Origin of the sequence: Sulfitobacter sp. R18_1, from assembly GCF_017743915.1 — a bacterium.
In the GTDB taxonomy this organism is placed as follows: domain Bacteria; phylum Pseudomonadota; class Alphaproteobacteria; order Rhodobacterales; family Rhodobacteraceae; genus Sulfitobacter; species Sulfitobacter faviae.
This window is the reverse complement of the sequence record NZ_JAGHRG010000009.1, coordinates 178122-198472: the sequence shown is the minus strand read 5'-3', so window position 1 is coordinate 198472 and position 20351 is coordinate 178122. Positions and strand designations below refer to the sequence as shown.

23 protein-coding genes are annotated in these 20351 nt (G+C 63.8%); 7 read left to right on the top strand and 16 right to left on the bottom strand.

What is annotated here, in order from left to right:
- Nucleotides 1-29: 29 nt before the first annotated feature.
- The 11 genes from clpX to J7392_RS17730 form a co-directional block, all read right to left on the bottom strand.
- Complete coding sequence (clpX, locus tag J7392_RS17780) at nucleotides 30-1298, bottom strand: ATP-dependent Clp protease ATP-binding subunit ClpX (protein WP_067267540.1); 1269 nt, start codon at nucleotides 1296-1298, stop codon at nucleotides 30-32.
- A 124-nt stretch (nucleotides 1299-1422) separates the two neighbouring features.
- Nucleotides 1423-2079, bottom strand: coding sequence for an ATP-dependent Clp protease proteolytic subunit (locus J7392_RS17775; protein WP_067267539.1), 657 nt, complete (start codon nucleotides 2077-2079; stop codon nucleotides 1423-1425).
- A 121-nt stretch (nucleotides 2080-2200) separates the two neighbouring features.
- Nucleotides 2201-3259, bottom strand: a complete 1059-nt coding sequence (locus tag J7392_RS17770) for a c-type cytochrome (RefSeq protein ID WP_209218740.1) — start codon at nucleotides 3257-3259, stop codon at nucleotides 2201-2203.
- Nucleotides 3243-4505 carry a sulfite dehydrogenase gene (soxC, locus tag J7392_RS17765; RefSeq protein ID WP_209218739.1) on the bottom strand — a complete coding sequence of 421 codons (1263 nt, stop codon included), beginning with the start codon at nucleotides 4503-4505 and terminating at the stop codon, nucleotides 3243-3245. Before soxC ends, J7392_RS17770 begins: the two co-directional genes overlap by 17 nt.
- A 73-nt stretch (nucleotides 4506-4578) precedes the next feature.
- Nucleotides 4579-6279, bottom strand: coding sequence for a thiosulfohydrolase SoxB (gene soxB, locus J7392_RS17760; protein WP_209218738.1), 1701 nt, complete (start codon nucleotides 6277-6279; stop codon nucleotides 4579-4581).
- An 88-nt stretch (nucleotides 6280-6367) separates the two neighbouring features.
- Entirely contained in the window at nucleotides 6368-7219 is an 852-nt protein-coding gene (soxA, locus tag J7392_RS17755; RefSeq protein ID WP_209218737.1) for a sulfur oxidation c-type cytochrome SoxA, read from the bottom strand.
- A 44-nt stretch (nucleotides 7220-7263) separates the two neighbouring features.
- The gene (gene soxZ / locus J7392_RS17750) at nucleotides 7264-7593 is read right to left on the bottom strand and encodes a thiosulfate oxidation carrier complex protein SoxZ (RefSeq protein ID WP_168613464.1); all 330 of its coding nucleotides are present in this window, start codon (nucleotides 7591-7593) and stop codon (nucleotides 7264-7266) included.
- Nucleotides 7594-7624: 31 nt separating this feature from the next.
- On the bottom strand, nucleotides 7625-8044 hold the full coding sequence (gene soxY, locus J7392_RS17745; RefSeq protein WP_168613463.1) for a thiosulfate oxidation carrier protein SoxY: 420 nt from the start codon (nucleotides 8042-8044) through the stop codon (nucleotides 7625-7627).
- Between the two features lie 122 nt (nucleotides 8045-8166).
- Entirely contained in the window at nucleotides 8167-8640 is a 474-nt protein-coding gene (gene soxX / locus J7392_RS17740; RefSeq protein ID WP_067267550.1) for a sulfur oxidation c-type cytochrome SoxX, read from the bottom strand.
- Nucleotides 8641-8778: 138 nt separating this feature from the next.
- Complete coding sequence (locus J7392_RS17735) at nucleotides 8779-9363, bottom strand: thioredoxin family protein (protein ID WP_209218736.1); 585 nt, start codon at nucleotides 9361-9363, stop codon at nucleotides 8779-8781.
- A 28-nt stretch (nucleotides 9364-9391) separates the two neighbouring features.
- A complete protein-coding gene (locus tag J7392_RS17730; RefSeq protein WP_209218735.1) occupies nucleotides 9392-10129 on the bottom strand; it encodes a cytochrome c biogenesis protein CcdA in 738 nt (245 codons plus the stop codon).
- 97 nt (nucleotides 10130-10226) lie between these two features.
- Here J7392_RS17730 and J7392_RS17725 point away from each other — a divergent pair, with 97 nt between their 5' ends.
- From J7392_RS17725 to J7392_RS17710, 4 genes are all read left to right on the top strand, one after another.
- The gene (locus tag J7392_RS17725; protein ID WP_209218734.1) at nucleotides 10227-10598 is read left to right on the top strand and encodes a hypothetical protein; all 372 of its coding nucleotides are present in this window, start codon (nucleotides 10227-10229) and stop codon (nucleotides 10596-10598) included.
- Entirely contained in the window at nucleotides 10595-10933 is a 339-nt protein-coding gene (locus J7392_RS17720) for a metalloregulator ArsR/SmtB family transcription factor (RefSeq protein WP_209218733.1), read from the top strand. The genes J7392_RS17725 and J7392_RS17720 overlap by 4 nt, the downstream gene beginning before the upstream one ends.
- Nucleotides 10926-11984, top strand: a complete 1059-nt coding sequence (locus J7392_RS17715; RefSeq protein ID WP_209218732.1) for a YeeE/YedE family protein — start codon at nucleotides 10926-10928, stop codon at nucleotides 11982-11984. The genes J7392_RS17720 and J7392_RS17715 overlap by 8 nt, the downstream gene beginning before the upstream one ends.
- 65 nt (nucleotides 11985-12049) lie before the next feature.
- Nucleotides 12050-14071 (top strand): PhoX family phosphatase, encoded by a 2022-nt coding sequence (locus J7392_RS17710; protein ID WP_209218731.1) that lies wholly within the window; start codon nucleotides 12050-12052, stop codon nucleotides 14069-14071.
- 99 nt (nucleotides 14072-14170) lie between these two features.
- Here the strand turns inward: J7392_RS17710 and J7392_RS17705 are convergent, their stop codons facing one another.
- A complete protein-coding gene (locus J7392_RS17705) occupies nucleotides 14171-15364 on the bottom strand; it encodes a zinc ABC transporter substrate-binding protein (RefSeq protein WP_209218730.1) in 1194 nt (397 codons plus the stop codon).
- Nucleotides 15365-15447: 83 nt separating this feature from the next.
- On the opposite strand from J7392_RS17705, the gene J7392_RS17700 reads away from it, so the two are divergent.
- Genes J7392_RS17700 through J7392_RS17690 form a run of 3 tightly spaced genes read left to right on the top strand, consistent with a single transcriptional unit; the run spans nucleotide 15448 to nucleotide 17481 of the window.
- Nucleotides 15448-15927 (top strand): transcriptional repressor, encoded by a 480-nt coding sequence (locus J7392_RS17700; RefSeq protein ID WP_067267520.1) that lies wholly within the window; start codon nucleotides 15448-15450, stop codon nucleotides 15925-15927.
- On the top strand, nucleotides 15924-16682 hold the full coding sequence (locus J7392_RS17695) for a metal ABC transporter ATP-binding protein (protein WP_209218729.1): 759 nt from the start codon (nucleotides 15924-15926) through the stop codon (nucleotides 16680-16682). The genes J7392_RS17700 and J7392_RS17695 overlap by 4 nt, the downstream gene beginning before the upstream one ends.
- Nucleotides 16675-17481 (top strand): metal ABC transporter permease, encoded by an 807-nt coding sequence (locus J7392_RS17690; RefSeq protein WP_209218728.1) that lies wholly within the window; start codon nucleotides 16675-16677, stop codon nucleotides 17479-17481. Before J7392_RS17695 ends, J7392_RS17690 begins: the two co-directional genes overlap by 8 nt.
- 18 nt (nucleotides 17482-17499) lie before the next feature.
- On the opposite strand, the gene J7392_RS17685 is transcribed toward J7392_RS17690, so the two are convergent.
- From J7392_RS17685 to J7392_RS17670, 4 genes are read right to left on the bottom strand one after another with little or no spacing between them, the layout of a single operon-like run.
- Nucleotides 17500-17898, bottom strand: a complete 399-nt coding sequence (locus tag J7392_RS17685) for a RidA family protein (protein ID WP_209218727.1) — start codon at nucleotides 17896-17898, stop codon at nucleotides 17500-17502.
- Nucleotides 17899-17921: 23 nt separating this feature from the next.
- The gene (locus J7392_RS17680) at nucleotides 17922-18611 is read right to left on the bottom strand and encodes an ABC transporter ATP-binding protein (RefSeq protein ID WP_209218726.1); all 690 of its coding nucleotides are present in this window, start codon (nucleotides 18609-18611) and stop codon (nucleotides 17922-17924) included.
- The gene (locus tag J7392_RS17675) at nucleotides 18608-19363 is read right to left on the bottom strand and encodes an ABC transporter ATP-binding protein (protein WP_209218783.1); all 756 of its coding nucleotides are present in this window, start codon (nucleotides 19361-19363) and stop codon (nucleotides 18608-18610) included. Before J7392_RS17675 ends, J7392_RS17680 begins: the two co-directional genes overlap by 4 nt.
- A gap of 4 nt (nucleotides 19364-19367) precedes the next feature.
- Nucleotides 19368-20351, bottom strand: a complete 984-nt coding sequence (locus J7392_RS17670; RefSeq protein ID WP_209218725.1) for a branched-chain amino acid ABC transporter permease — start codon at nucleotides 20349-20351, stop codon at nucleotides 19368-19370.

Here is a 20351-nt window from a genome sequence, read left to right as displayed (position 1 = left end):
GCCCGCCCCTATGACTTTGCCTTACGCGCTTAACCCGCGCTGGCTGGTTCTTTGCTTTCGCTGTCAGCGTGGATCATCAACGGCTTGGCCTCGGATGAGACGGCCTCCTCGTTGACGACCACTTCGCTCACCGTCTCCAGCCCCGGCAGTTCGAACATCGTGTCGAGCAGGATGTCTTCGAGGATGGAGCGCAGGCCCCGCGCGCCGGTCTTCCGCTCGATCGCGCGTTTGGCGATGGCTTGCAGCGCGTCATCGGTGAAGGTCAGCTGCGTGTCCTCCAATTCGAACAGACGCTGGTACTGCTTGACCAAAGCGTTCTTCGGCTCGGTCAGGATGGTGACCAAAGCGTCCTCGTCCAGATCTTCGAGCGTCGCCAGAACCGGCAGACGGCCTACGAATTCCGGGATCAGGCCGAACTTCAGCAGGTCTTCGGGTTCGAGGTCAGTGAAAATCTCACCAATGCCGCGGGCGTCATTGTCACGCACATCGGCGCCAAAGCCCATGGCAGAGCCTTTGCCGCGCTGCGCGATGATCTTGTCGAGACCGGCGAAAGCACCACCGCAGATGAAGAGGATGTTCGTGGTGTCCACCTGCAGGAACTCCTGCTGCGGATGCTTGCGCCCGCCCTGCGGCGGCACGGAGGCCACGGTGCCTTCCATCAGCTTCAGCAGCGCCTGCTGGACGCCCTCACCCGACACGTCGCGGGTGATCGAGGGGTTTTCCGACTTGCGGGTAATCTTGTCGACCTCGTCGATATAGACGATGCCGCGCTGTGCGCGCTCGACGTTGTATTCCGACGCCTGCAACAGCTTGAGAATGATGTTCTCCACATCCTCACCGACATAGCCGGCTTCGGTCAGCGTGGTCGCATCGGCCATGGTGAAGGGCACATCAAGGATGCGCGCCAGCGTCTGCGCCAGCAACGTCTTCCCGCAGCCGGTGGGGCCGATCAGCAGGATGTTGGATTTCGCCAGTTCGATATCGCCGCCCTTCTGGGCGTGGTTCAACCGCTTGTAGTGGTTGTGGACCGCCACCGAGAGCACGCGCTTGGCCATCGCCTGACCGATCACATAGTCGTCCAACACGCCGCAGATGTCGCGGGGCGTGGGCACGCCATCGGTCGCCTTGAGGCCCGAGGCTTTGGTCTCTTCTCGGATGATATCCATGCACAGCTCGACGCATTCGTCGCAGATGAACACGGTCGGCCCCGCAATCAGCTTGCGCACCTCGTGCTGGCTCTTGCCGCAGAAGCTACAGTAGAGCGTATTTTTGCTGTCGTTGCCGGAATTATTCGCCATCTCAAACCTTTCAGGTCTGTCGTGTATGTCCGCCCCGGTCTTGGGGCCGCGAGATTTGGCCTCAAGCTTAGGCCAGTGACCCCGGCGCTACAATCGCAAAATATGCAGCGCCGGGCCCCTTCGATTACTTGTCTTTCTTGTCCTTGCCACCGGCGGCGGCCTCATCGGCCTTGCCACGGCTTTCGACGATCTCATCCAGATGGCCCCATTCCTTGGCTTCCTCGGGCGTCATCCACAGATCACGGTCGAGGGCTTTTTGAACGGTTTCCAGCGGCTGGCCGGAGTGTTTGACATAGAGCTGATACATCCGCTCACGGGTGCGCTCGATGTGCCGCGCCGAGATCAGGATATCTTCGGCCATGCCCTGCGAACCGCCGGAGGGCTGGTGGATCATCACCTCGGCATTGGGCAGCGCGAAACGCATGCCCTTTTCGCCGCCGATCGCGATGACCGACCCCATGGAGGCCGCCATGCCGCAGATCAGGGTGGAGACCTTGGGCTTGATGTATTGCATCGTGTCGTAGATCGACAGGCCCGCCGTCACCTCGCCACCGGGCGAGTTGATGTACATGCTGATTTCCTTGGAGGGGTTCTCGGCCTCAAGGTGCAACAGCTGGGCGACGACCAGATGGCTCATCCCGCTGTGGATCGGGCCGTTGACGAAGATGATCCGCTCTTTCAGCAGACGCGAGAAGATGTCGTAGGACCGCTCGCCCCGGCTGGTTTGCTCAACCACCATCGGGACAAGCGTGTTCATATAGGTGTTGATCGGATCGTTCATGCGTGCCTGCCTCAGTTCCTGTTCGCGGGACCATACCCGCAAAACTGTTACCCAGAGATTAGTCCCCCCGGTATGGGGGTTCAAGGGGGGCAGGCACGACAGTCTGCGCTAATCGCGCCGATCACTCCGACGCGTCGCGCAGGTAGGCGATCAACGCGTCGATATCCTCGGGCTTGCGCACACCTCGGAACGACATTTTAGTGCCTTTCATGAAACCCTTAGGGTCCGCCAGAAAGGCGCTCAACTCATCGTGAGACCAGACCAACCCCTCTGCCGCTGCGGCCTGCATGGCTTTGGAGTAGCGGAAGCCGTCAACCGCACCCGCCGGACCATCCACGATGCCGTTCAGCATCGGCCCGACACGGTTCTTGGCCTTGGCGCCGATCTGGTGGCAGGATTTGCATTTGCGAAACGCTTTCTCCCCGGCCTTGATCAGCGCGGGATCTGCGGCGGGGGCTTCGGCCACTCCGACCGGCGCGGGGGGCTCTTCGGGGGCAGGCTCCGCCGCGGCTTTGGTCTCTTCGGCCTTAGCCTCTTCGGCTGCGGCCTTGGCGGCGGTCTCCTCGGGCGTCACGTCCAGCACGGCGGCGCGCATGGTGATCTCGACCGAGGGTTTGCAATCGCTCATGCAGGGCTCTTGTTTGAAGGACGCAAACTCAACCTCCGCCCGGTCATCGGGTTTGAAGGCCTCCTCATTCGGCAGGCGCAGCTTGGCGAAGTTCTCTGACGAGAGCACGAAATCCTCATCCACCTCGTCATTGAGATAGAGCAAATAGGCGGTGATCGCATAGACCTCGTCATCGCTCAGCGACTGCGCATCGCCGAAGGGCATCGCCCGGTTCACATAGTCGTAAACCGTTGAAAGGTATGGCCAATAGCTACCGATCGTTTTGACGGGGCGCATGTCGGTCAGGTTGCCCTGCCCGCCCGCGAGGACCGGCCAACGGCCCGTGCCCTCGCCAAAGACACCGTGGCAGGAGGCGCATTTCTCGGTGTAAATCTCATCCCCGGTCATCACGTCGCCGCGACCCTCGGGCAGACCTGTGCCGTCAGGGCGCACATCGATATCCCACAGCGCGATCTCTTGAGGAGTGGCGGCGCGGCCGAGGCCCAAAGGCTCGCCGGCCAGCGGGCTTGCCAGCGCGGTGGTCAGGAGGGCAGCTTTAAGAAATCTCGACATTTTCGGCCTTTCCGTCTGCATCGACCGCCCAGGTCTGGATGCCGTTGTTGTGGTAGATCGAATTCTCGCCCCGGACCGCGCGCAGCGCGTGTTTGGTGGGCTGGACGTAGCCGGTGCTGTCATGCGCGCGGCTTTGCAGCAGCAAGGGTTTGCCGTCCCATTCGAAGTCGAAGTAGAAGCGGTGCAGCGCCTTGGACGTGCTCGGCCCGTCCATCCGCGCCTGATGCCAGGTGATGCCACCGTCGAGCGTCACGTCCACGCGCGGGATCGTGCCGCGGCCCGACCAAGCGAGGCCGGTCAGAACGGTCGGCCCCGGGCCATGGGTGATCGGCGCCTGCGGGCTGGGGCTGGTGATGACCGATTTCGCGTCCATCTCCCAAGTGAAGCGCCGCGCCACACCGTCGGCCATAAGGTCGGTATATTTGCTGGTCTCCTCGCGGTGGTGCCAAGGCTGGTCGCCGACCTCGAGCCGGCGCAGCCATTTGACCCACATGTTGCCCTCCCATCCGGGCACGACGAGGCGCACCGGGTAGCCTTGTTCGGGGCGCAGCGCCTCGCCGTTCATCTTGAAGGCCACGAGGCAATCGTCGAGCGCCTTTTCCATCGGGATCGACCGGCTCATCGCCGCGGCATCCGCGCCCTCGGCCAGCAGCCACTTGCCCTCGGGCTTCACGCCCGCCTCCTCCAGCACCAGCCGCAGCGGGACGCCGGTGTATTGGACGTTGTGGATCATGCCGTGGGTGAACTGGCAGCCATTGAGCTGCGCGCCGCGCCACTCCATGCCGGAGTTGGCCGCACATTCGAGGAAATAGACATGGTTCTCGCGGGGGAAGCGGTGCAGGTCGTCCATCGTCAGCACCAGCGGCTTGTCGACCAGCCCGTTGATCATCAGCCGGTGCTGCGCGGGATCCACTTTGGCCACGCCCGAGTGGTGCCGTTCAAAGCAAAGCCCGTTGGGGGTGATGGTCCCATCAAGGTCATGCAGCGGGGTGAAGTTAATCGAGCTCACCGGGTCGGCGGTCAGCCATTCCACAGTGCGGCGTTTCACATCCGCCTCATGCGGCGAGGGCATGCCGTAGGGCGCGACATCGACGCCGTCCCCCAACTCCTGCATCCATGGATGGATCGCGATGCCCGGATCGGTCTGCGCGGCACTGGCTTGCCCTGCCAGCGTCCCCGCGGCCGCCGCCCCTGCCCCCGTCAGAAAGGCACGGCGCGATGGCCCCTTGTGGTTCTCTTCTGTCATGTCGTGGCCCTCACATATTCAAATTCATTTTATTGAATTTGTATCTATGTGAGAACCCCTATTCTCATTTTTCTTACTTTGGCAGAACGAATTTCACCGGGGTCCGGGCGCCTTCGCCCACGGTGTTCAGTTTGGAGATATGGCTTTCCACCACGTCCCAGATCGGCGGACCTTCGGTGCCTTCGTTGACGGAGGCCCAACCGGCCACGACATAGCTGCGCTGCGGATCAATCGGCTCGCCGGTGCTGAGCAAGGTCATCTCGCTGATGCGCTCGCCCTGCGGCTTGGCGATGTCCATCTTGAAGCCCATGCCACCGACGCGCACCATGTCCCCGCCCTGCTGGTAATAGGGATCGGGGTTGAACAGGTTGTCGCCCACGTCCTCCAGCACGACTTTCAGGAATTCGCCCGTCATTTCCGTGCGATAGGCATTGGGATAGGTCATGGCGGTGACGTTGAAGATATCCTCGCGGGTGATGTCCTGACCCGGCAGGATCGACGGCCCCCAGCGGACCCCGGGGCTGAGCGCGATCTCGGCGTCGCGCTCGCTCAGCAGCGCGTCGCAAATAAGGTCGTCCCAGGTGCCGTTGAAGTTGCCACGGCGGTAGAGCAGCGCATCGCTCTGCCCCACCACATGGGTCAGATCCTCAAGGAAAGGCGCGCGCTGCGCGTCGATCAGCTTGGCCACCTCCGCGTCCGGCGTGATCAGGTCCGAGAAGATCGGGATGAGCTTGTGCCGCAGGCCCATCATCTTGCCGTCGCGCACGTCCAGATCGACGCGGGAGACGAATTTCCCGTTCGAGCCGGAGGCGATAATATGCGTCTCGCCCACCAGCACCGGTTCGGGCAGCGCGTCATGGGTATGGCCCGAGAGGATCACGTCGATCCCCTTGACGATCCCGGCCATCTTCTTGTCGACGTCGAAACCGTTGTGGCTCAGACAGACGACCAGTTCGGCCCCCTGCGCGCGGACCTCGTCGACCATCTGCTGCATATGCTCGTCGCGGATGCCGAAGGAGTATTCGGGGAACATCCAGCCGGGGTTGGCGATCGGCATATAGGGAAAGGCCTGCCCGATGACGGCGATCTTTACGCCGCCGCGCTCGAAGAATTCGTAGGGCTTGAACAGCTCTGCCGGTTCGTCCCATTCGCGGTCAAAGATGTTCTGGCCGAGGGCGGCGAAGGGCAGCCCCTCGACGATCTCCTGTACCCGCTCGGAGCCCAGCGTGAACTCCCAGTGGAAGGTCATCGCATCGGGCTTCAGCGCGTTCATCACGTTGACCATGTCCTGACCCTCGGTCTTGAGACAGGTCATCGAGCCGTGCCATGTATCGCCGCCGTCCAAGAGCAGCGCGTCAGGGCGGTCGGCGCGGATGGCATTGAGCACGGTGGCCACGCGGTCGAGCCCGCCGACCTTCCCGTAGGCCTGTGCTTGGGCCACGAAATCGTCGTAGGTCAGGGCATAATCCAGCGGCGTGCCGCCGCCGATGCCGTAGCGGACGCGGAAATCCTCGCCGGTGATATGGGGCACCTTGCCGCGGTTCTCGCCCACGCCGATGTTCACGGCGGGCTCGCGGAAATAGATCGGCTTTAGCTGGGCATGGATGTCGGTCACATGCATCAGGGTGACATTGCCGAACTTCTCGAACTCCAGAAGCGCGTCCTGATCAAAGCGGTCCTGCGCCGCCAGCCGCGCCCAGTTGCCGAAGCCCGAGCCGCCGTAGATGGAGGCCGCAGCCATGGACATTTGCAGAAAATCACGGCGAGACAGCATGTTACGCTCCAGCACTTGAAAACAGGGAAAGGCCCCGCCCCCGGGACGGGGGGCGGGATCAGGTCAGGCGAAACGCCCGGAAGTTAAATCAGTTACGCACCGAGGGGGCTTCGACCGACAGGCCGTTGCCGCGGCTGGCGACGTAAAGCTCCAGCGCCACGAACTCGGGGCTGCCGGGGCTGAAGGTCTCGGCCCGCGTGTCGCGCACGCAGCCCTTGAAACGCGCGTGGGCGCTGTTGAGCTTGGTGTTCTTCAGACGGTAAACCGGGAAGCCGTTGATCTGGCCCTGGCTCAGGTGATCGGCCCGGATCATGTTGCCGTAGTTGTCCTCGTGGCAGTTGGCGCAGCTGAGTTCAAGCTGGCCGTAGCGGGTGTAATACATCTCCTTGCCCTGTTCCCATGTGCTCTGGGCCGGGCCGTCGATCGCCACGTTGACCGGCATGCCGCGCGACTGGACCGAGATCAGCGCTTCCATCGCCGTCATCTGGTTGCCGGTGTACTTGTAGGGCTCCGCGCCCATCTGGTTCTCGCGGCAGTCGTTGATCTGCTGCGCCAGCGTGCGCACCTCGCCCGCGTCCTCGTTCCACTTCGGATAGACCGCGCGGACCCCCTTCATCGAGGTTTCGACATCGTTGTGGCAGGAGGCGCAGGATTTGCCCTCGCTGCCCTCTGCCGTGTCCCAAGCCGCCTGCGCCTGATCGACAAAGATCATGCCAGAGTTGTCGAAGTCGTCCATTTGAAGCTGCTGCGTCTCGTCCGAGCGGAAACGCCAGCCAGACATGATCTCGGGCAAGGCGCCGTCGAGATGCGCGGGCGCATCGGTCTTGGTCACAATCTCGATCTCGCCGTTGACGACAAGCTCGGCCTCCTCATCGGCGGCCCCCAGCGTGGGGGCGGCCACCAAAAGCGCCGCGACCGCGGTCATTGCCTTGAATTTCATGTCTTTCCTCCCTGTTCCATGCGCCGCTTGGCTGACCCGGTGGGTCAGCCGATGGCGATGGATTTGACTTCTTCGTAGACCGAACCGTCGTCGTCGTACCACGTGAACTTGAACTCTCCCGCTTCCGGAACGGTGGCGTCGAATTCGAAATAGGGGTTGGTCGACATCGCCGGTTCCATCTTCACGTCGATCACGTTCTCGCCGTTGAACTCGGCGGTGAAGCGGTTGATGATCGAACGCGGGATGACGTTGCCGTCGCTGTCCTTGCGCTGGCCCGATTCCATCGGGTGGCTGATCAGCGTCTTGATCGTGATGACCTCGCCGGCCTCGGCCTTTTTCGGCACTTTGACGCGGGGTGTTACACCTTCTGCCATTTTCTAAACTCCTGATTTGGGGCGCGCGGGCTTAGCCGCCGCAGCCACCGATTGTAACTTTGATCTCAGCGCTGGTGCGGGCGAATGTGCCGTCTTCCAGCTTGGCGATGGCGATGACATCTTGGGTCTGCGCCAGCCGGATGCGGGTGGAGGCGCTGCGCGAGCCCGCCAGCGGGCCGAAGTTGAAGGTGCCCACGGGCGGCGTCGGGTTGCCCGCAGCGAGCACCATGATGGCCGAAGCGCCCGGTGCCTCGACCGAGATCGGCACGGTGTTGCCATTCTCCGCAATTTCAGGCGCGGTCAGGGTCACGCCGGTGTCGGCCATATCGGCCCCGCCAGTGAATTCCGCGATCAGTTCGTCCACCGTGGCGGCCGAAGCCCCCACCGGCAGGATGGTCAGCGCCATGGCGCCAAGGCCGAGGCCCAGAGTTTCACGTCTTGAGAAGTTCATCTCTCATCTCCTTGTTCGTCTGCGGCGCGGGGCGCCGTCATTCCGTTCCACGAGGCCTAGGCTCGCGATCTCTTGCACCGGTCCACCGCCGCCGCCTGCTCTCGCAGGGCGGCGGGGCCGCGTTACTCTTCCTTAAGCGTCGCCAGAAAGGCCACGACATCTTCGATTTGCTGCGCGTCCAGCAGCGGCGGCAACGGTTCGGTCCCCGCTTTGCCGGTGAAGCCGTCGCCGGGGCGGATGTAGCCGCTGGTCTTGTAATAGGACGGCATCATCGAGCCTTCGAAGGTCATCTTGCTATTGGCCACGATGCCGCGCAACTCGGCCTCGTTCCAGCGGTCGCCCGCCCCGTCGAGCATCGGACCGATTTCGCCCTGAAAGGGAACCTCGCTAAGCGCGCTGATCTGGTGGCAGGCCACGCAGTTGCCCGCTTTCTTGCTGCCGACGATGGCCGCACCCTTGGCGGCATCGCCGGGTGTCCCGGTCAGGGATTGTTCAACCGAACCATAGTCATCATAGGTCACGTCGGCAGGTGCCACGGTTTCAGCGGCGGCCAGAACGGGCGCGCCCGACACAATTGCGGCGGCGATCCATCTCATCATCGAAAACTTCCTCCCAGTGCCGATCACGGTGATGTGTGATCCGGTTTACCTGACCCTAAGACAGGGATGCGGCGCGGCGCAACAACAAATTCAAACTTTTGAATAGCTTTCCACGTGCGGCGCCGCTTTCCCCGGTCAATCGGTGCTGCCATTGTTGCGCTCTTGGATCATCCGCGCGTGGTAGCGTTGGAAATCCTCATCGCCGTCGAGCGCGTAGCGTTCCTCGTTCACCCAAGTGAGCATATCAAGCGTCGTGCCCTTGCCGAACGCCCCCGGCATCACCGCCACCGCCGCCTGCGGCGCGGTCGCATCTTCGGGCACCTCATGGGGCAGGAACATCAGCGTCGGGGTGAAGAGAATCCCCCATTTCCGCGCCATCTGCTTTTCCGAGAGCGTCTCCCCGTCGAAATCGGTCACTTCGATATCGCCATGCAGGTTCAGCTGCACGACAAAGTAATTCTCTTCGATGTAATTGGCGATTTCGGGGGTGGGAAAAACCTCTTCGTGCATCTTGGTGCAATAGATGCAGCCGCGTTGTTCGAACATCAGCATCAGACGTTTGTCCTCGCCCCTAGCCTCCTCCAGATCCTCGCGCAGGTCTTTGAAGGTGTCGCGCATCCAGGGTGTCTTGTGCAGCCCATCGTCGCCCAGTTCCGCCGCGGCCAAAGGCCAAGCCAGCATCGCCGCCGCCACTGCGGCCCCTATCCTCGATCCGATCATCTTGGCGTCCTCCTCCTGATTGTTGCATCTATCCTAGCGTCGTGAAGCTGGGGAACCAACGGATCATCGCATCCGCGATCAGTTGCACCCCGCCGGTCACGATCAGCACGGCAAAGAGGATCAGCATCACCCCCATCGCCTTTTCCACCTTTTGCACCAGCGCCATATGCCGCGCGGCCCAGTTGAGAAACGGTTTGGCGAAAAGCGCGGCCACCACGAAGGGCGCGGTCATCCCCGCGCCATAGGCCGCCAGCAACAGCCCGCCCCGGGCGATATCGCCCATGCCTGAGGCGATCATCAAGATCGCCGCCAGCGCGGGGCCGACGCAGGGTGTCCAGCCAAAGCCGAAGGCCAGCCCCATGACATAGGCGCCCCAGACCGAGGTGGGCTTGCCGCCCCCCTCCAGCCGCGCCTCGCGGTAGAGCAGCGGCACTTTGATCACGCCGAGGAAGTGCAGACCGAAGACTGTCAGGATCGCTGCCGCAACCCAGCTCAGCGGCTCAAGGTACTGGGTGAACACCTGCCCGATGGCCGTGGCACCCATGCCGAGCAGAACAAAGATCGTCGTGACCCCAAGCGCGAAGAGCACCGAGGACAGCACCAAGCGCCGCTGCGCCCCCGGCGCGATTGCGCCATCGCTGCGCAATTCGGTGACGCTGAGCCCCGCCATATAGCTAAGGTAGAATGGCACCATCGGCAGAATACAGGGCGTAAAGAAGCTGAGCAGCCCTGCGAAAAGCGCGCCTGCATAGGTGATGTCGAACATGTTACCCCCCACCCGCGCCGCGCCGGTCCGCCACGCTTGAACAATTCACATATTCAAATTACGTTGAGTGTCGTCCAAACGTCAATCAGGCAAGCCGATGATCCGCACACTGACCGCATTGAGCCTTGCGGCGCTGACCGCCCTGCCCGCCCGGCCCGTCGAGGCGGTGGAACTGGTCATGGTCGAACAGCCCGGCTGCATCTACTGCCAGCGTTGGGACGAAGAGATCGCCCCCGCCTATCCCAAGACCGCCGAAGGGGCTTTCGCCCCGCTGCGCCGCGTCGATATCTCCGCCGTGGAGGAAAGCGTCACCCCGCAGCGTGCGGTGATCTTCACCCCGACCTTTTTGCTGGTCGAAGACGATGTCGAATTGGGCCGCCTCGAAGGCTACCCCGGTGCGGAGTTCTTCTGGCCCATGCTTGATACGCTCTTGCACGACAAGACCGATTTCGAGGACCCGACCGAATGACAAGCCTGCCCGTGATGACCCCCGACATGTCCCAAGAGGACATGGACCGGATGCTGACCAATGCCGTGACCGCGTCGAACTTCCTCAAGGCGATCAGCCATGAGGGGCGGTTGATGATCCTTTGCCACCTCGTCTCTGGCGAGAAATCGGTGAGCGAGTTGGAGGCGCTGCTGTCCACCCGACAGGCAGCGGTGTCGCAGCAGCTGTCGCGGCTCAGGCTCGAAGGTCTGGTCACGCCGCGCCGCGATGGCAAGACGATCTATTACCGGCTGACCGACGACCGCCCGCGCAGGATGCTGGAACTGGTCTACGAATTGTTCTGCAAGGATGATTGAGCTTTGGGGCCAGCCGCTGACCGCCGCCCTTCTGGGCGGGCTGGGCGGCGTGTTGCTGGGCCTCGCCGCACGATTGGGGCGGTTTTGCACCCTCGGCGCGATCGAAGACCTGCTCTATGGCGGATCGGGCGACCGAATGCGGATGTGGGGGCTGGCCATCGGGGTGGCGATGCTGGGCAGTTTCACCCTTGCCAGCTTGGGGCTGATCAACCTCGACCGCGCCTTTCACCTGACGATTGCCTTCTCTTGGGCGCCTGCGGTCTTTGGCGGGCTGATCTTCGGCTATGGCATGGCGCTGGCGGGCACCTGCGGCTTTGGCGCTTTGGCGCGGTTGGGCGGCGGTGACCTGCGCGCCTTCGTGATTGTCTTGGTCATGGGGCTTGCGGCCTTTACCGTGCTCTCCGGCCCGCTTGCCCCGGCGCGCGCCCTGCTCTTCCCGCGTCAAATGAACGCCGGGCCGCCGGATGGTATCGCCCATGCGGTCGCCGCGCTTACGGGCGGATCGGTGGCGCTGATCGGCATTCTGCTGGGCCTTGCGGTCTGCCTGCTGATGCTCGGCGCCCGCAGTTTTCGCCGCGATCTGCGCAAAGTGATTTGGGGCGCCGTGGCCGGGCTTGCGATCACCTCGGGCTGGGCGGGCACGGCGTGGCTGGCGCGGACCGGTTTTGGCGCGCAAACGCTCATGTCACATAGCTATGCCGCCCCCGTGGGAGAGACGCTGCTCTATGCGATGCAGGGGTCGGTCCGCCCGCTGAGTTTTGGCATCGGCTCGGTCGCGGGGGTCTGGGTCGGGGCCTTTCTGGGTTCGCTCTGGCAGGGGCATTTCCGCTGGGAAGCCTGCGAAGACCCGCGCGAACTCCGCCGCCAGATATTCGGCGCGGGGCTGATGGGGGCGGGTGCGGTGATCGCCATGGGCTGCACCATCGGGCAAGGCATCTCGGCCATCTCGGTGCTGGCCTTCAGCGGGCCGGTGACCCTGGCTGCGATCTTTGCGGGCGCGGCTTTGGGCCTGCGCCAACTCATCGTAGGATTTCGCCGCAGCACAGTCTGACGCGTCATAAAACCGTGACAGTCATGGTGCAAATGGAGGCCAGCCAAGTCACCTGAGGAAGCATGATGACCCGCCGCGAGATTCTCAACGACCCCGCCATCGGCAACAAGGCCGAAGCCTTTGAGGCCTTCGACGACATCCCCACCAACGCGAACCTGTCGCGCACCATCGGCGATGTGATCAACGCCCGCTATGGCCGCCGCGACATCCTGCGCGGAATGCTTGGGGTTTCGGCCACCACCGCCCTTTTCGGCACCGCCGCCGCCATCGCCCCGTCCAAAGCCCGCGCCGCCGAGAGCCGCTATGTCTTTGACGAACTGGCATGGGGCAATGATGAGACCCACCACGTCGCCCCCGGCTATGACGCGCAGATCCTGCTACGTTGGGGCGATCCGATCACCGCCGACGCGCCCGAATTCGACGTGATGAACCAAACCGCCGCCGCGCAGCTCAAACAGTTCGGCTATAACAACGACTACGTGGGCTTTGTGCCGCTGAACGAAGACGGCAGCCGTGGCCTTTTGTGCGTGAACCACGAATACACCAATGAAGAGGTCATGTTCCCCGGCCTTGGCCGTCAGGACAAAGTCGACTTCAAAGGCATGACGCCTGAGTTGATCGACATTGAGATGGCGGCGCACGGCGGCTCGGTCGTCGAGATCGCCCGCGATGAGGTGGGCAAGTGGCAGGTAGTGCGTGATGGCAAGATGAACCGCCGCATTACCCCCCTCGACACCGCCATGACGCTGAGCGGCCCTGCCGCCGGTCACGCGCGGATGAAGACCAACGACGATCCTAGTGGCACCAAGGTCATCGGCACGCTCAACAACTGCGCGGGCGGGCTGACCCCTTGGGGCACATGGCTGATGGCCGAAGAGAACTTCCACGGCTATTTCTGGACCGACAAGCTGGACGCCGAAGGCAAGCCCGACATCACGGGCGCTGTGGAAGAGCGGTCTTGGGAGCGCTACGGCGTGCCGGGCATGTGGTACGCTTGGGGCCAGAAGCACGACCGCTTCAACGTCGACGCCGAACCCAACATGCCCAACAAATTCGGCTGGGTGGTTGAGGTTGACCCAATGGACCCGACCTCCACCCCCATCAAACGCACCGCTCTGGGCCGTTTCCGCCACGAAGGCGCCGAGACCACGGTCAGCAAAGACGGCAAGCTGGTGGTCTATATGGGCGACGACAACCGCTTTGACTATCAGTACAAATACGTCTCTGCAGGCACGGTTTCCGATGATCCGGCAGCCAATGGCAATCTGCTGGACGATGGCACGCTCTATGTCGCGCGGTTCGAAGAGGACGGCACGATCAACTGGCTGCCGCTGGTGCATGGCACCGGGCCGCTGACCGCCGAGAATGGGTTTAACGACCAAGGCGACGTGATGATCGACACCCGTCTCGCCGCCGACCTGCTGGGCGCCACCCCGATGGACCGCCCCGAAGACGCGCAGCCGCGCGGCGATGGCACGGCCTATATCCTGCTGACCAACAACACCAAGCGCAAGCAGGGCGACACCAATGCCGCCAACCCGCGCCCGGAAAGCAGCTTTGGCCATATCATCGAAATCAAAGAAGCAAATGCCGACCACGCCGCCACCAGCGGCACTTGGTCGATCCTCGTGCAATGTGGTGACCCAAAGGTGGCCGAAGTCGGCGCCCAGTGGAACCCCGAGACATCGGAGAACGGCTGGTTCGGCAGCCCCGACAATGCCGCGATGGATGCCGACGGGCGCCTCTGGATCAGCACCGATCAGGGCAGCAGCTGGGGCAAAACCGGTAAATCCGATGGGCTTTATGCGCTTGAGACCGAAGGCGACGCGCGCGGCACCTCGAAGCTCTTCTTCCGCTGCCCCATCGGCGGTGAGATGTGCGGCCCCTACTTCACCGAGAATGGCGAAACGCTCTTTGTCGCGGTGCAGCACCCGGGGACGGATGGCACCAAGGACATCCCCGGTTTCGAGCGCGAAAGCACCTTTGAGGACCCGGCCACCCGCTGGCCCGACTTCGACCCCAAGATGCCCCCGCGCCCTGCGGTGGTCGTCATTACCAAGCAAGGCGGCGGCAAGATCGCCGTCTGATCAGAATTCTATAAAAGTCATTTCAGCATGTAAGATGTGGTGCAGCTTCCCCGGCTGCACCACTTTTTATTGGGCTGCTTCTATTAGCCAGCGCCTAAATCAGTCCGACAGGCAGTCAGACATGCTCTGCGCCATGCCGCGCAGCAGATCGGGGTAGAAGGAAACGCCCAGCTCCAGATCCGCGCCGATCGGGTCAAGCGTGCCGGTCCCGGTTTCCTGCCCTTCGGTCACGGCGGCAATCAGGCCGGGGTTGAACTGCGGCTCGGCAAAGACGCATTTCGCGCCGCTCTCGGCCACCAAGTCGCGCAGCTCTGCCACACGCGCAGCCCCCGGGGCGCGGGCGTCATTTTCACTGATGGCACCACGAGCTTCGATGTCGAAACGCGCTTCGAAATAGTGGTAGGCGTCATGGAAGACGATGAAGGGGCGGTCTTTGACCGGGGCGAGAGTCTCGGCGATGTCTTCCTCCAAGACCGCAAGCTCGGCCTGAGCGGCCTCGGCGTTCTCACGATATTGCGCGGCGTTCTCAGGGTCTAGCTCCGCCAGCGCCTCGGCGATCTGGCCCAGCCAAAGCTGCCCATTGCGCGGGTCGAGCCAGACGTGGGGATCGTCGCCGTCATGGGCGTGATCGTGACCTTCATGGCCGTGATCGTCGTGGCCGTGGTCCTCATGATCGTGGTCGTCGTGATCCTTCTCGCCATGTCCGTGATCGTCATGATCCCCGTGGTCGTGCCCCTCGTGGTCATGCGCCTCGTGATCGTGGTCGTGGTCGCCGTGGTCATGCTCTTCGTCATGCTCCTCGTGACCATGCTCTTCGTGGTCATGCCCCTCATGACCGTGGTCATCATGCCCATGCGCGTCGTGGTCATGCCCTTCCTCGGCGTGATCATGGCCCTCGTGACCCTCATGCCCCTCGTCACCGTGGCTATGCGGCTCAAAGGTCGCCCCTTCGCGGAAGGCCAGAACCCGCGTGCCGGGCTGCTCCATCAAGGCCAGATGGCTCGCACTGCTGGCCAGCGATTGCAGCGGATCCGCCAGCCATGGGGTCAGCGACGGGCCGACCCAAACGACCAAATCGGCCCCGCTCAGCGCGCGTGCCTCGGAGGGGCGCATGGCGTAGCCATGGGGCGAGCTGCGCGGCGGCACGATGAGGTCGGGCGTGCCGACCCCTTCCATCACCTGCGACACCAGCCCATGCACCGGGGCGATATCTGTCGCAACAGCAGGGACATCCGCCCAAAGCGGCGACGCGGCAGCGGCGAGAACGGCGGCGGGGAGCGTGAAACGATACATGGCAGACCTTCAAAATGTTATAGTATCACCTTGCTAACACCGCTGTTATAACATATCAATACCGAAACGAATTGAGGTTCCCCATGCGCCCCATAGGATTCAGTGATCATGACCACGCCGCCTGCGTGCGGAGCACCATGCAGGTGGCCGAAGCGCAATGCGCCGAACGCGGGCTGCGGCTGACCCCGGTGCGCCGCCGCGCGCTGGAGATCCTGCTGTCGGAACACCGCGCCTTGGGCGCCTATGACCTGCTCGCCCGCCTGTCGGCCGAGGGGCTGGGCGCGCAGCCCCCCGTGGCCTATCGCGCCTTGGATTTTCTGGTGAAAGCCGGGCTTGCCCATAAAATCGAAGCGCTCAATGCCTATGTCGGCTGCGTGCACCCGGGCGAGGATCACGCGCCCGCCTTTCTGATCTGCCGCAGCTGCCGCTCGGTGGCGGAGGCCGATACCACCCCGAACAAAAGCCGCCTTGGCGATGCCGCCCGCGCCGCCGGGTTCCGCATCGAGCGCAGCGTGGTCGAGGCCGAGGGCCTCTGCCCCGCCTGTCAGGAGCCCGGTGCATGAGCCTGATCAATACGCGCGGCCTGACCCTGCGCCACGACGGTCAGATCGCCCTGCGCGACGTGAACTTCAATATCGACGCTGGTGAGATCGTCACCATCGTCGGCCCCAACGGGTCGGGCAAATCCAGCCTGCTGCGCGCGCTGATCGGCGCGTTGAAACCGGCTGCGGGCAAGATCACCCGCAAACCGGGGCTGCGCATCGGCTATGTGCCGCAAAAGCTGCAAATCGACGCGACCCTGCCGCTCACCGTGCGCCGTTTCATCAACCTGCCCCGCCGCCAAAAGCCCGAGGCAATCCGCGAGGCGCTGGCCACCGTTGGCGTGCCGGAACTGGCAGAGCGGCAGATGGTCGACCTCTCGGGCGGGCAATTCCAACGCGTGCTGCTGGCCCGCGCCCTGCTGGAAAGGCCCGATCTGCTGATCCTCGACGAGGCGACGCAGGGGCTGGACCAGCCCGGCTCCGCCGCCTTTTACCGCCAGATCGAAGCCGTGCGCCAAGACCTCGGCTGCGCCGTGCTGATGGTCAGCCACGATCTGCATGTCGTAATGGCGGCCAGCGATCGTGTGCTCTGCCTCAACGGCCATGTCTGCTGCGAAGGCACGCCCGAGACAGTCTCCGAAGCGCCCGAATACCGCGCCCTCTTTGGCAGCGGCACCCAAGGGGCGCTGGCGCTCTACCGGCATGATCACGACCATCACCACCACCATCACGGCGCCGCCTGTGACGGCCACCACCAAGAGACTGAGAATGCTTGACGATTTCATTCTGCGCGCCGCCCTCGCCGGGTTGGGGGTGGCGCTGGCCGCCGCCCCTTTGGGCTGTTTCGTGATCTGGCGGCGCATGGCCTATTTCGGCGATGCCACTAGCCATGCTGCCCTCTTGGGCGTGGCGCTGGCGCTTGCGACCGATCTGCCGATCACCGCGGGCGTGCTTTTGGTGGCGCTCGTCATGGCGCTGGTGATCAGCACGCTGTCGGGCCGCAATGTCAGCGCCGACGCGCTTTTGGGCGTGATGGCCCATTCCGCACTGGCGCTTGGTCTGGTTGCCGTGTCCCTGCTGCCGGGACAGCGGGTCGATCTGTCCTCCTACCTTTTTGGTGAAATCCTCGCCGTGACGCGTTTTGACCTCGGCGTGATCTGGGGCGGCGCCGTGGCGGTGGCGCTGTTGCTGGCGTGGCGCTGGTCGGCGCTGCTGGCGGCGACGCTGAACCCCGATCTGGCGCAGGCCGCGGGCGGCAATCCGCGGCGGGAGCAGTTGATCCTGACGCTGGCGCTGGCAATCATGGTGGCCGTGGCGATCAAAGTGGTCGGCGCGCTGCTGATCGCGGCAATGCTGATCATCCCCGCCGCCACCGCCCGCCCTTTTGCCCGCACCCCGGAAACCATGGCTTTTTGGGCCATGGGTCTGGGCGCGGTAGCGGCCCTTGGGGGGCTGCTGGCCTCGTTGGAGTTCGACACGCCCACGGGGCCCAGCATCGTCAGCATCGCGGCGGGTCTCTTTGCGCTTTCCTCGGCCTTTTCGGCGGCCCTTCCGGCGCTGCGCCGCCGGGGGTGACCCCGACGGCGACTTGGCTTAACGCGTAATCACCGCGTCGGCTTCGATCTCAAGCTTGGCTTCATCCTCGACCAGACCGGCGACGACCACCATCGCCATGGCTGGGAAATGTTTGCCCATCACCTCGCGATAGGCGCGGCCCACGTCCTTTTGCGCGGCGAGATATTCTTTCTTATCCGTGACATACCACGTCAGCCGGGTGATATCCTCGGGCGTGCCGCCCGCCGCTTCGACCACGTCGCGGATGTTTTGCAGCGCCTGTTTCATCTGGCCGATGAAATCGTGGCATTCGAACTTCTGCTCGGCGGTCCAGCCGATCTGACCGCCGACGAACAGATGACCATCCGCGCTCAGCACGCCGTTTGCATAGCCTTTCGCGGGGGCCCAGCCTTCGGGCTGAATGATTTGATGCGACATGTCGTGTTCCTTTTTGTTAACAGTCACACGCCGAGGAATTGATCGGCGATTTGAGTATCGAGCGCGGGCATCGGACCGGCCCAGACCGAGCGGCCCCGTTCGAGGATGACGGCGTGATCGGCCACGCGCCGCAGCTCGGCGAGGGATTTGTCCACCACCAGAAGCGCCAGACCGCTGTCGCGCTTCAACTCGGCCACGGCGGCCCAGATTTCTTGACGCACCACCGGGGCCAGCCCCTCGGTCGCCTCATCCAACAGCAGGAGTTGCGGGTTGGTCATCAGCGCGCGGCCAATCGCCAGCATCTGCTGCTCCCCGCCCGAGAGCGAGCCTGCCGCCTGATCCCGCCGTTCCCCCAAACGGGGGAAGAGCTTGACCACCCGCGCCTCATCCCACGGGCCGGGGCGCGCGGCGGCGATGAGGTTTTCATGCACCGTCAGCGTCGCGAAACAGCGCCGCCCCTCGGGCACCAGCCCTACGCCAGCCTGTGCAGCGCGAAACGACGGCAGCCCCGCAATGTCGCGCCCATTCAGGCGCAGGCTGCCGCCGTCGTGTTTCAGCATTCGGCAGATCACCTTGATGGTCGAAGATTTGCCCATCCCGTTGCGCCCCATCAGCGCGCAGACCTCGCCCGCCTCCAGCGCCAGATCGACGCCGAAAAGCGCTTGTGTCGGCCCGTAGGAGGCGGTGATGTCCTTCAGTTCCAGCAGGCTCATGCCGCGTCCTCCTCGCCCAGATAGGCCACGCGGACCTGTGGATCGGCCTTGATCTCGGCCGCCGTGCCGCTGGCGATGATGCGCCCGTAAACCAGCACCGAGATGCGGTCGGCGAGTGCAAAGACCGCGTCCATGTCATGCTCCACCAACAGGATCGGCGCCTCGGCCCTGAGGCCATCGAGAAAGCCGGTCATCTCGCGCGAGCCGCTGGCCCCGAGACCGGCCATCGGCTCATCCATCAGGAAGACCTTGGGCCGCAGCGTCAGCGCCACGGCGACCTCAAGCTGGCGCCGTTGGCCATGCGACAGGTCCGAGGTGCGCTTGGCCGCGTGATCGGCCAGCCCCACCAGTTCCAGCGCGCGCATCGCCTCGGCCCTGAGCTCCGCCTGCCGCATCACCGGGGCGAAGAAACGCATCACCCGGCCCGATTGACCAAGCGCGCCCAGCACCGCGTTTTGCAGCACCGTGTATTCCATCGCCAGCGAGGAGATCTGGAAGGTCCGCCCCAGCCCGGCCCGCGCACGCTGCACGGTGCTGAGCGGCGTCACGTCCTGCCCTGCGAAATGCACCGAGCCGCTGTCCGAGCGCAGCCCGCCCGCGATCTGCTTGATCAGCGTCGACTTGCCCGCCCCGTTGGGGCCAATGAGCGCATGGATCTCGCCCGGGCGCAGCGTGATGGAGACATCATCCGTGGCCTTCAAGGCGCCGAAGCTCTTGTGCAGGTTGCGCACATCCAAAAGCACATCAGTCATCTGTTCAGTCATGGGCCACCTCCCGTCCGGCGATGAGGCCGATCATCCCGCCCCGGGCAAAGAGCACCACCATCAGCAGCAGGAAGCCGAGGTAAATGTGCCAGAACTCCGACAGCCCGCCTAAGACATGCTCCAACAGGATAAACAGCGCCGCCCCGGCCACAGGGCCAAAGAGCCGCCCCACCCCGCCGAGGATCACGAAGACCATGATCTCACCAGAGGTGTGCCACGAGAACATCGTGGGGCTGACGAAACGGTTGAGATCGGCGAAAAGCGCGCCCGCCAGTCCGGTGACAGCGCCCGAGATGACAAAGGCCACCAGCCGCAGCCGGAAGGGTGCGAGGCCCACGGCCTCGACCCGCTCGGCATTCTGGCGTGCTGCCGAGAGTGCCAAGCCAAAGGGCGCGCGCGCCAGACGGCCTGCGAACAACAGCACCAGCGCCAGCACGGCAAAGGCGATGGCAAAGAAGGTCAGCGGATCGAGCGTATTCAGCCCCGGAAAGCCGTTGCGCACGTAGATCGACAGCCCGTCCTCCCCGCCATAGGCCGGCCAGGAGATCGAGAAGTAGAAAAGCATCTGCCCGAAGGCGAGCGTGACCATGATGAAATAGACGCCCGAGGTGCGCAAAGACAGCGCCCCGATCAGCAGCGCAGCAAGGCCAGAGACCACGATCGCCACCAGCCAGATCACCGGCATCGACTTGGTGCCTTCGATCAGAAATGGGCTCTCCATGATCGGTGTGTAGCTCTGCGCATGGGCGGCGAGAATGCCCATTGCATAGCCGCCGATCCCAAAGAATGCCGCATGGCCAAAGCTCACCAGCCCGCCGAGGCCAAGCGCGATATTCAGCCCCACGCCCGCAAGGGCGAGGATCGCGGCCTTGGTCGCCAGCGTGATGATGAAGGGCTCGTCCAGCGCAAAGGCCGCCAGTGCCGTGACCGGCAGGAGCAGGAAGAGAAAGACGTTTACGAGTTTTTCGCGCATCAT

What these genes read in the sequence shown, in the direction of transcription:
- J7392_RS17690 (WP_209218728.1), top strand. Translation starts at nt 16,675, where the DNA reads ATGCTTGACGATTTCATTCTGCGCGCCGCCCTCGCCGGGTTGGGGGTG.
- J7392_RS17670 (WP_209218725.1), bottom strand. Translation starts at nt 20,351, where the DNA reads ATGATGCGCGAAAAACTCGTAAACGTCTTTCTCTTCCTGCTCCTGCCG.
- soxX (WP_067267550.1), bottom strand. Translation starts at nt 8,640, where the DNA reads ATGAGATGGATCGCCGCCGCAATTGTGTCGGGCGCGCCCGTTCTGGCC.
- J7392_RS17700 (WP_067267520.1), top strand. Translation starts at nt 15,448, where the DNA reads ATGCGCCCCATAGGATTCAGTGATCATGACCACGCCGCCTGCGTGCGG.
- J7392_RS17735 (WP_209218736.1), bottom strand. Translation starts at nt 9,363, where the DNA reads ATGATCGGATCGAGGATAGGGGCCGCAGTGGCGGCGGCGATGCTGGCT.
- J7392_RS17695 (WP_209218729.1), top strand. Translation starts at nt 15,924, where the DNA reads ATGAGCCTGATCAATACGCGCGGCCTGACCCTGCGCCACGACGGTCAG.
- J7392_RS17710 (WP_209218731.1), top strand. Translation starts at nt 12,050, where the DNA reads ATGACCCGCCGCGAGATTCTCAACGACCCCGCCATCGGCAACAAGGCC.
- J7392_RS17725 (WP_209218734.1), top strand. Translation starts at nt 10,227, where the DNA reads ATGATCCGCACACTGACCGCATTGAGCCTTGCGGCGCTGACCGCCCTG.
- soxY (WP_168613463.1), bottom strand. Translation starts at nt 8,044, where the DNA reads ATGAACTTCTCAAGACGTGAAACTCTGGGCCTCGGCCTTGGCGCCATG.
- soxC (WP_209218739.1), bottom strand. Translation starts at nt 4,505, where the DNA reads ATGACAGAAGAGAACCACAAGGGGCCATCGCGCCGTGCCTTTCTGACG.
- soxB (WP_209218738.1), bottom strand. Translation starts at nt 6,279, where the DNA reads ATGCTGTCTCGCCGTGATTTTCTGCAAATGTCCATGGCTGCGGCCTCC.
- soxA (WP_209218737.1), bottom strand. Translation starts at nt 7,219, where the DNA reads ATGAAATTCAAGGCAATGACCGCGGTCGCGGCGCTTTTGGTGGCCGCC.
- J7392_RS17680 (WP_209218726.1), bottom strand. Translation starts at nt 18,611, where the DNA reads ATGAGCCTGCTGGAACTGAAGGACATCACCGCCTCCTACGGGCCGACA.
- J7392_RS17720 (WP_209218733.1), top strand. Translation starts at nt 10,595, where the DNA reads ATGACAAGCCTGCCCGTGATGACCCCCGACATGTCCCAAGAGGACATG.
- J7392_RS17730 (WP_209218735.1), bottom strand. Translation starts at nt 10,129, where the DNA reads ATGTTCGACATCACCTATGCAGGCGCGCTTTTCGCAGGGCTGCTCAGC.
- J7392_RS17675 (WP_209218783.1), bottom strand. Translation starts at nt 19,363, where the DNA reads ATGACTGATGTGCTTTTGGATGTGCGCAACCTGCACAAGAGCTTCGGC.
- J7392_RS17715 (WP_209218732.1), top strand. Translation starts at nt 10,926, where the DNA reads ATGATTGAGCTTTGGGGCCAGCCGCTGACCGCCGCCCTTCTGGGCGGG.
- soxZ (WP_168613464.1), bottom strand. Translation starts at nt 7,593, where the DNA reads ATGGCAGAAGGTGTAACACCCCGCGTCAAAGTGCCGAAAAAGGCCGAG.
- clpX (WP_067267540.1), bottom strand. Translation starts at nt 1,298, where the DNA reads ATGGCGAATAATTCCGGCAACGACAGCAAAAATACGCTCTACTGTAGC.
- J7392_RS17705 (WP_209218730.1), bottom strand. Translation starts at nt 15,364, where the DNA reads ATGTATCGTTTCACGCTCCCCGCCGCCGTTCTCGCCGCTGCCGCGTCG.
- J7392_RS17770 (WP_209218740.1), bottom strand. Translation starts at nt 3,259, where the DNA reads ATGTCGAGATTTCTTAAAGCTGCCCTCCTGACCACCGCGCTGGCAAGC.
- J7392_RS17685 (WP_209218727.1), bottom strand. Translation starts at nt 17,898, where the DNA reads ATGTCGCATCAAATCATTCAGCCCGAAGGCTGGGCCCCCGCGAAAGGC.
- J7392_RS17775 (WP_067267539.1), bottom strand. Translation starts at nt 2,079, where the DNA reads ATGAACGATCCGATCAACACCTATATGAACACGCTTGTCCCGATGGTG.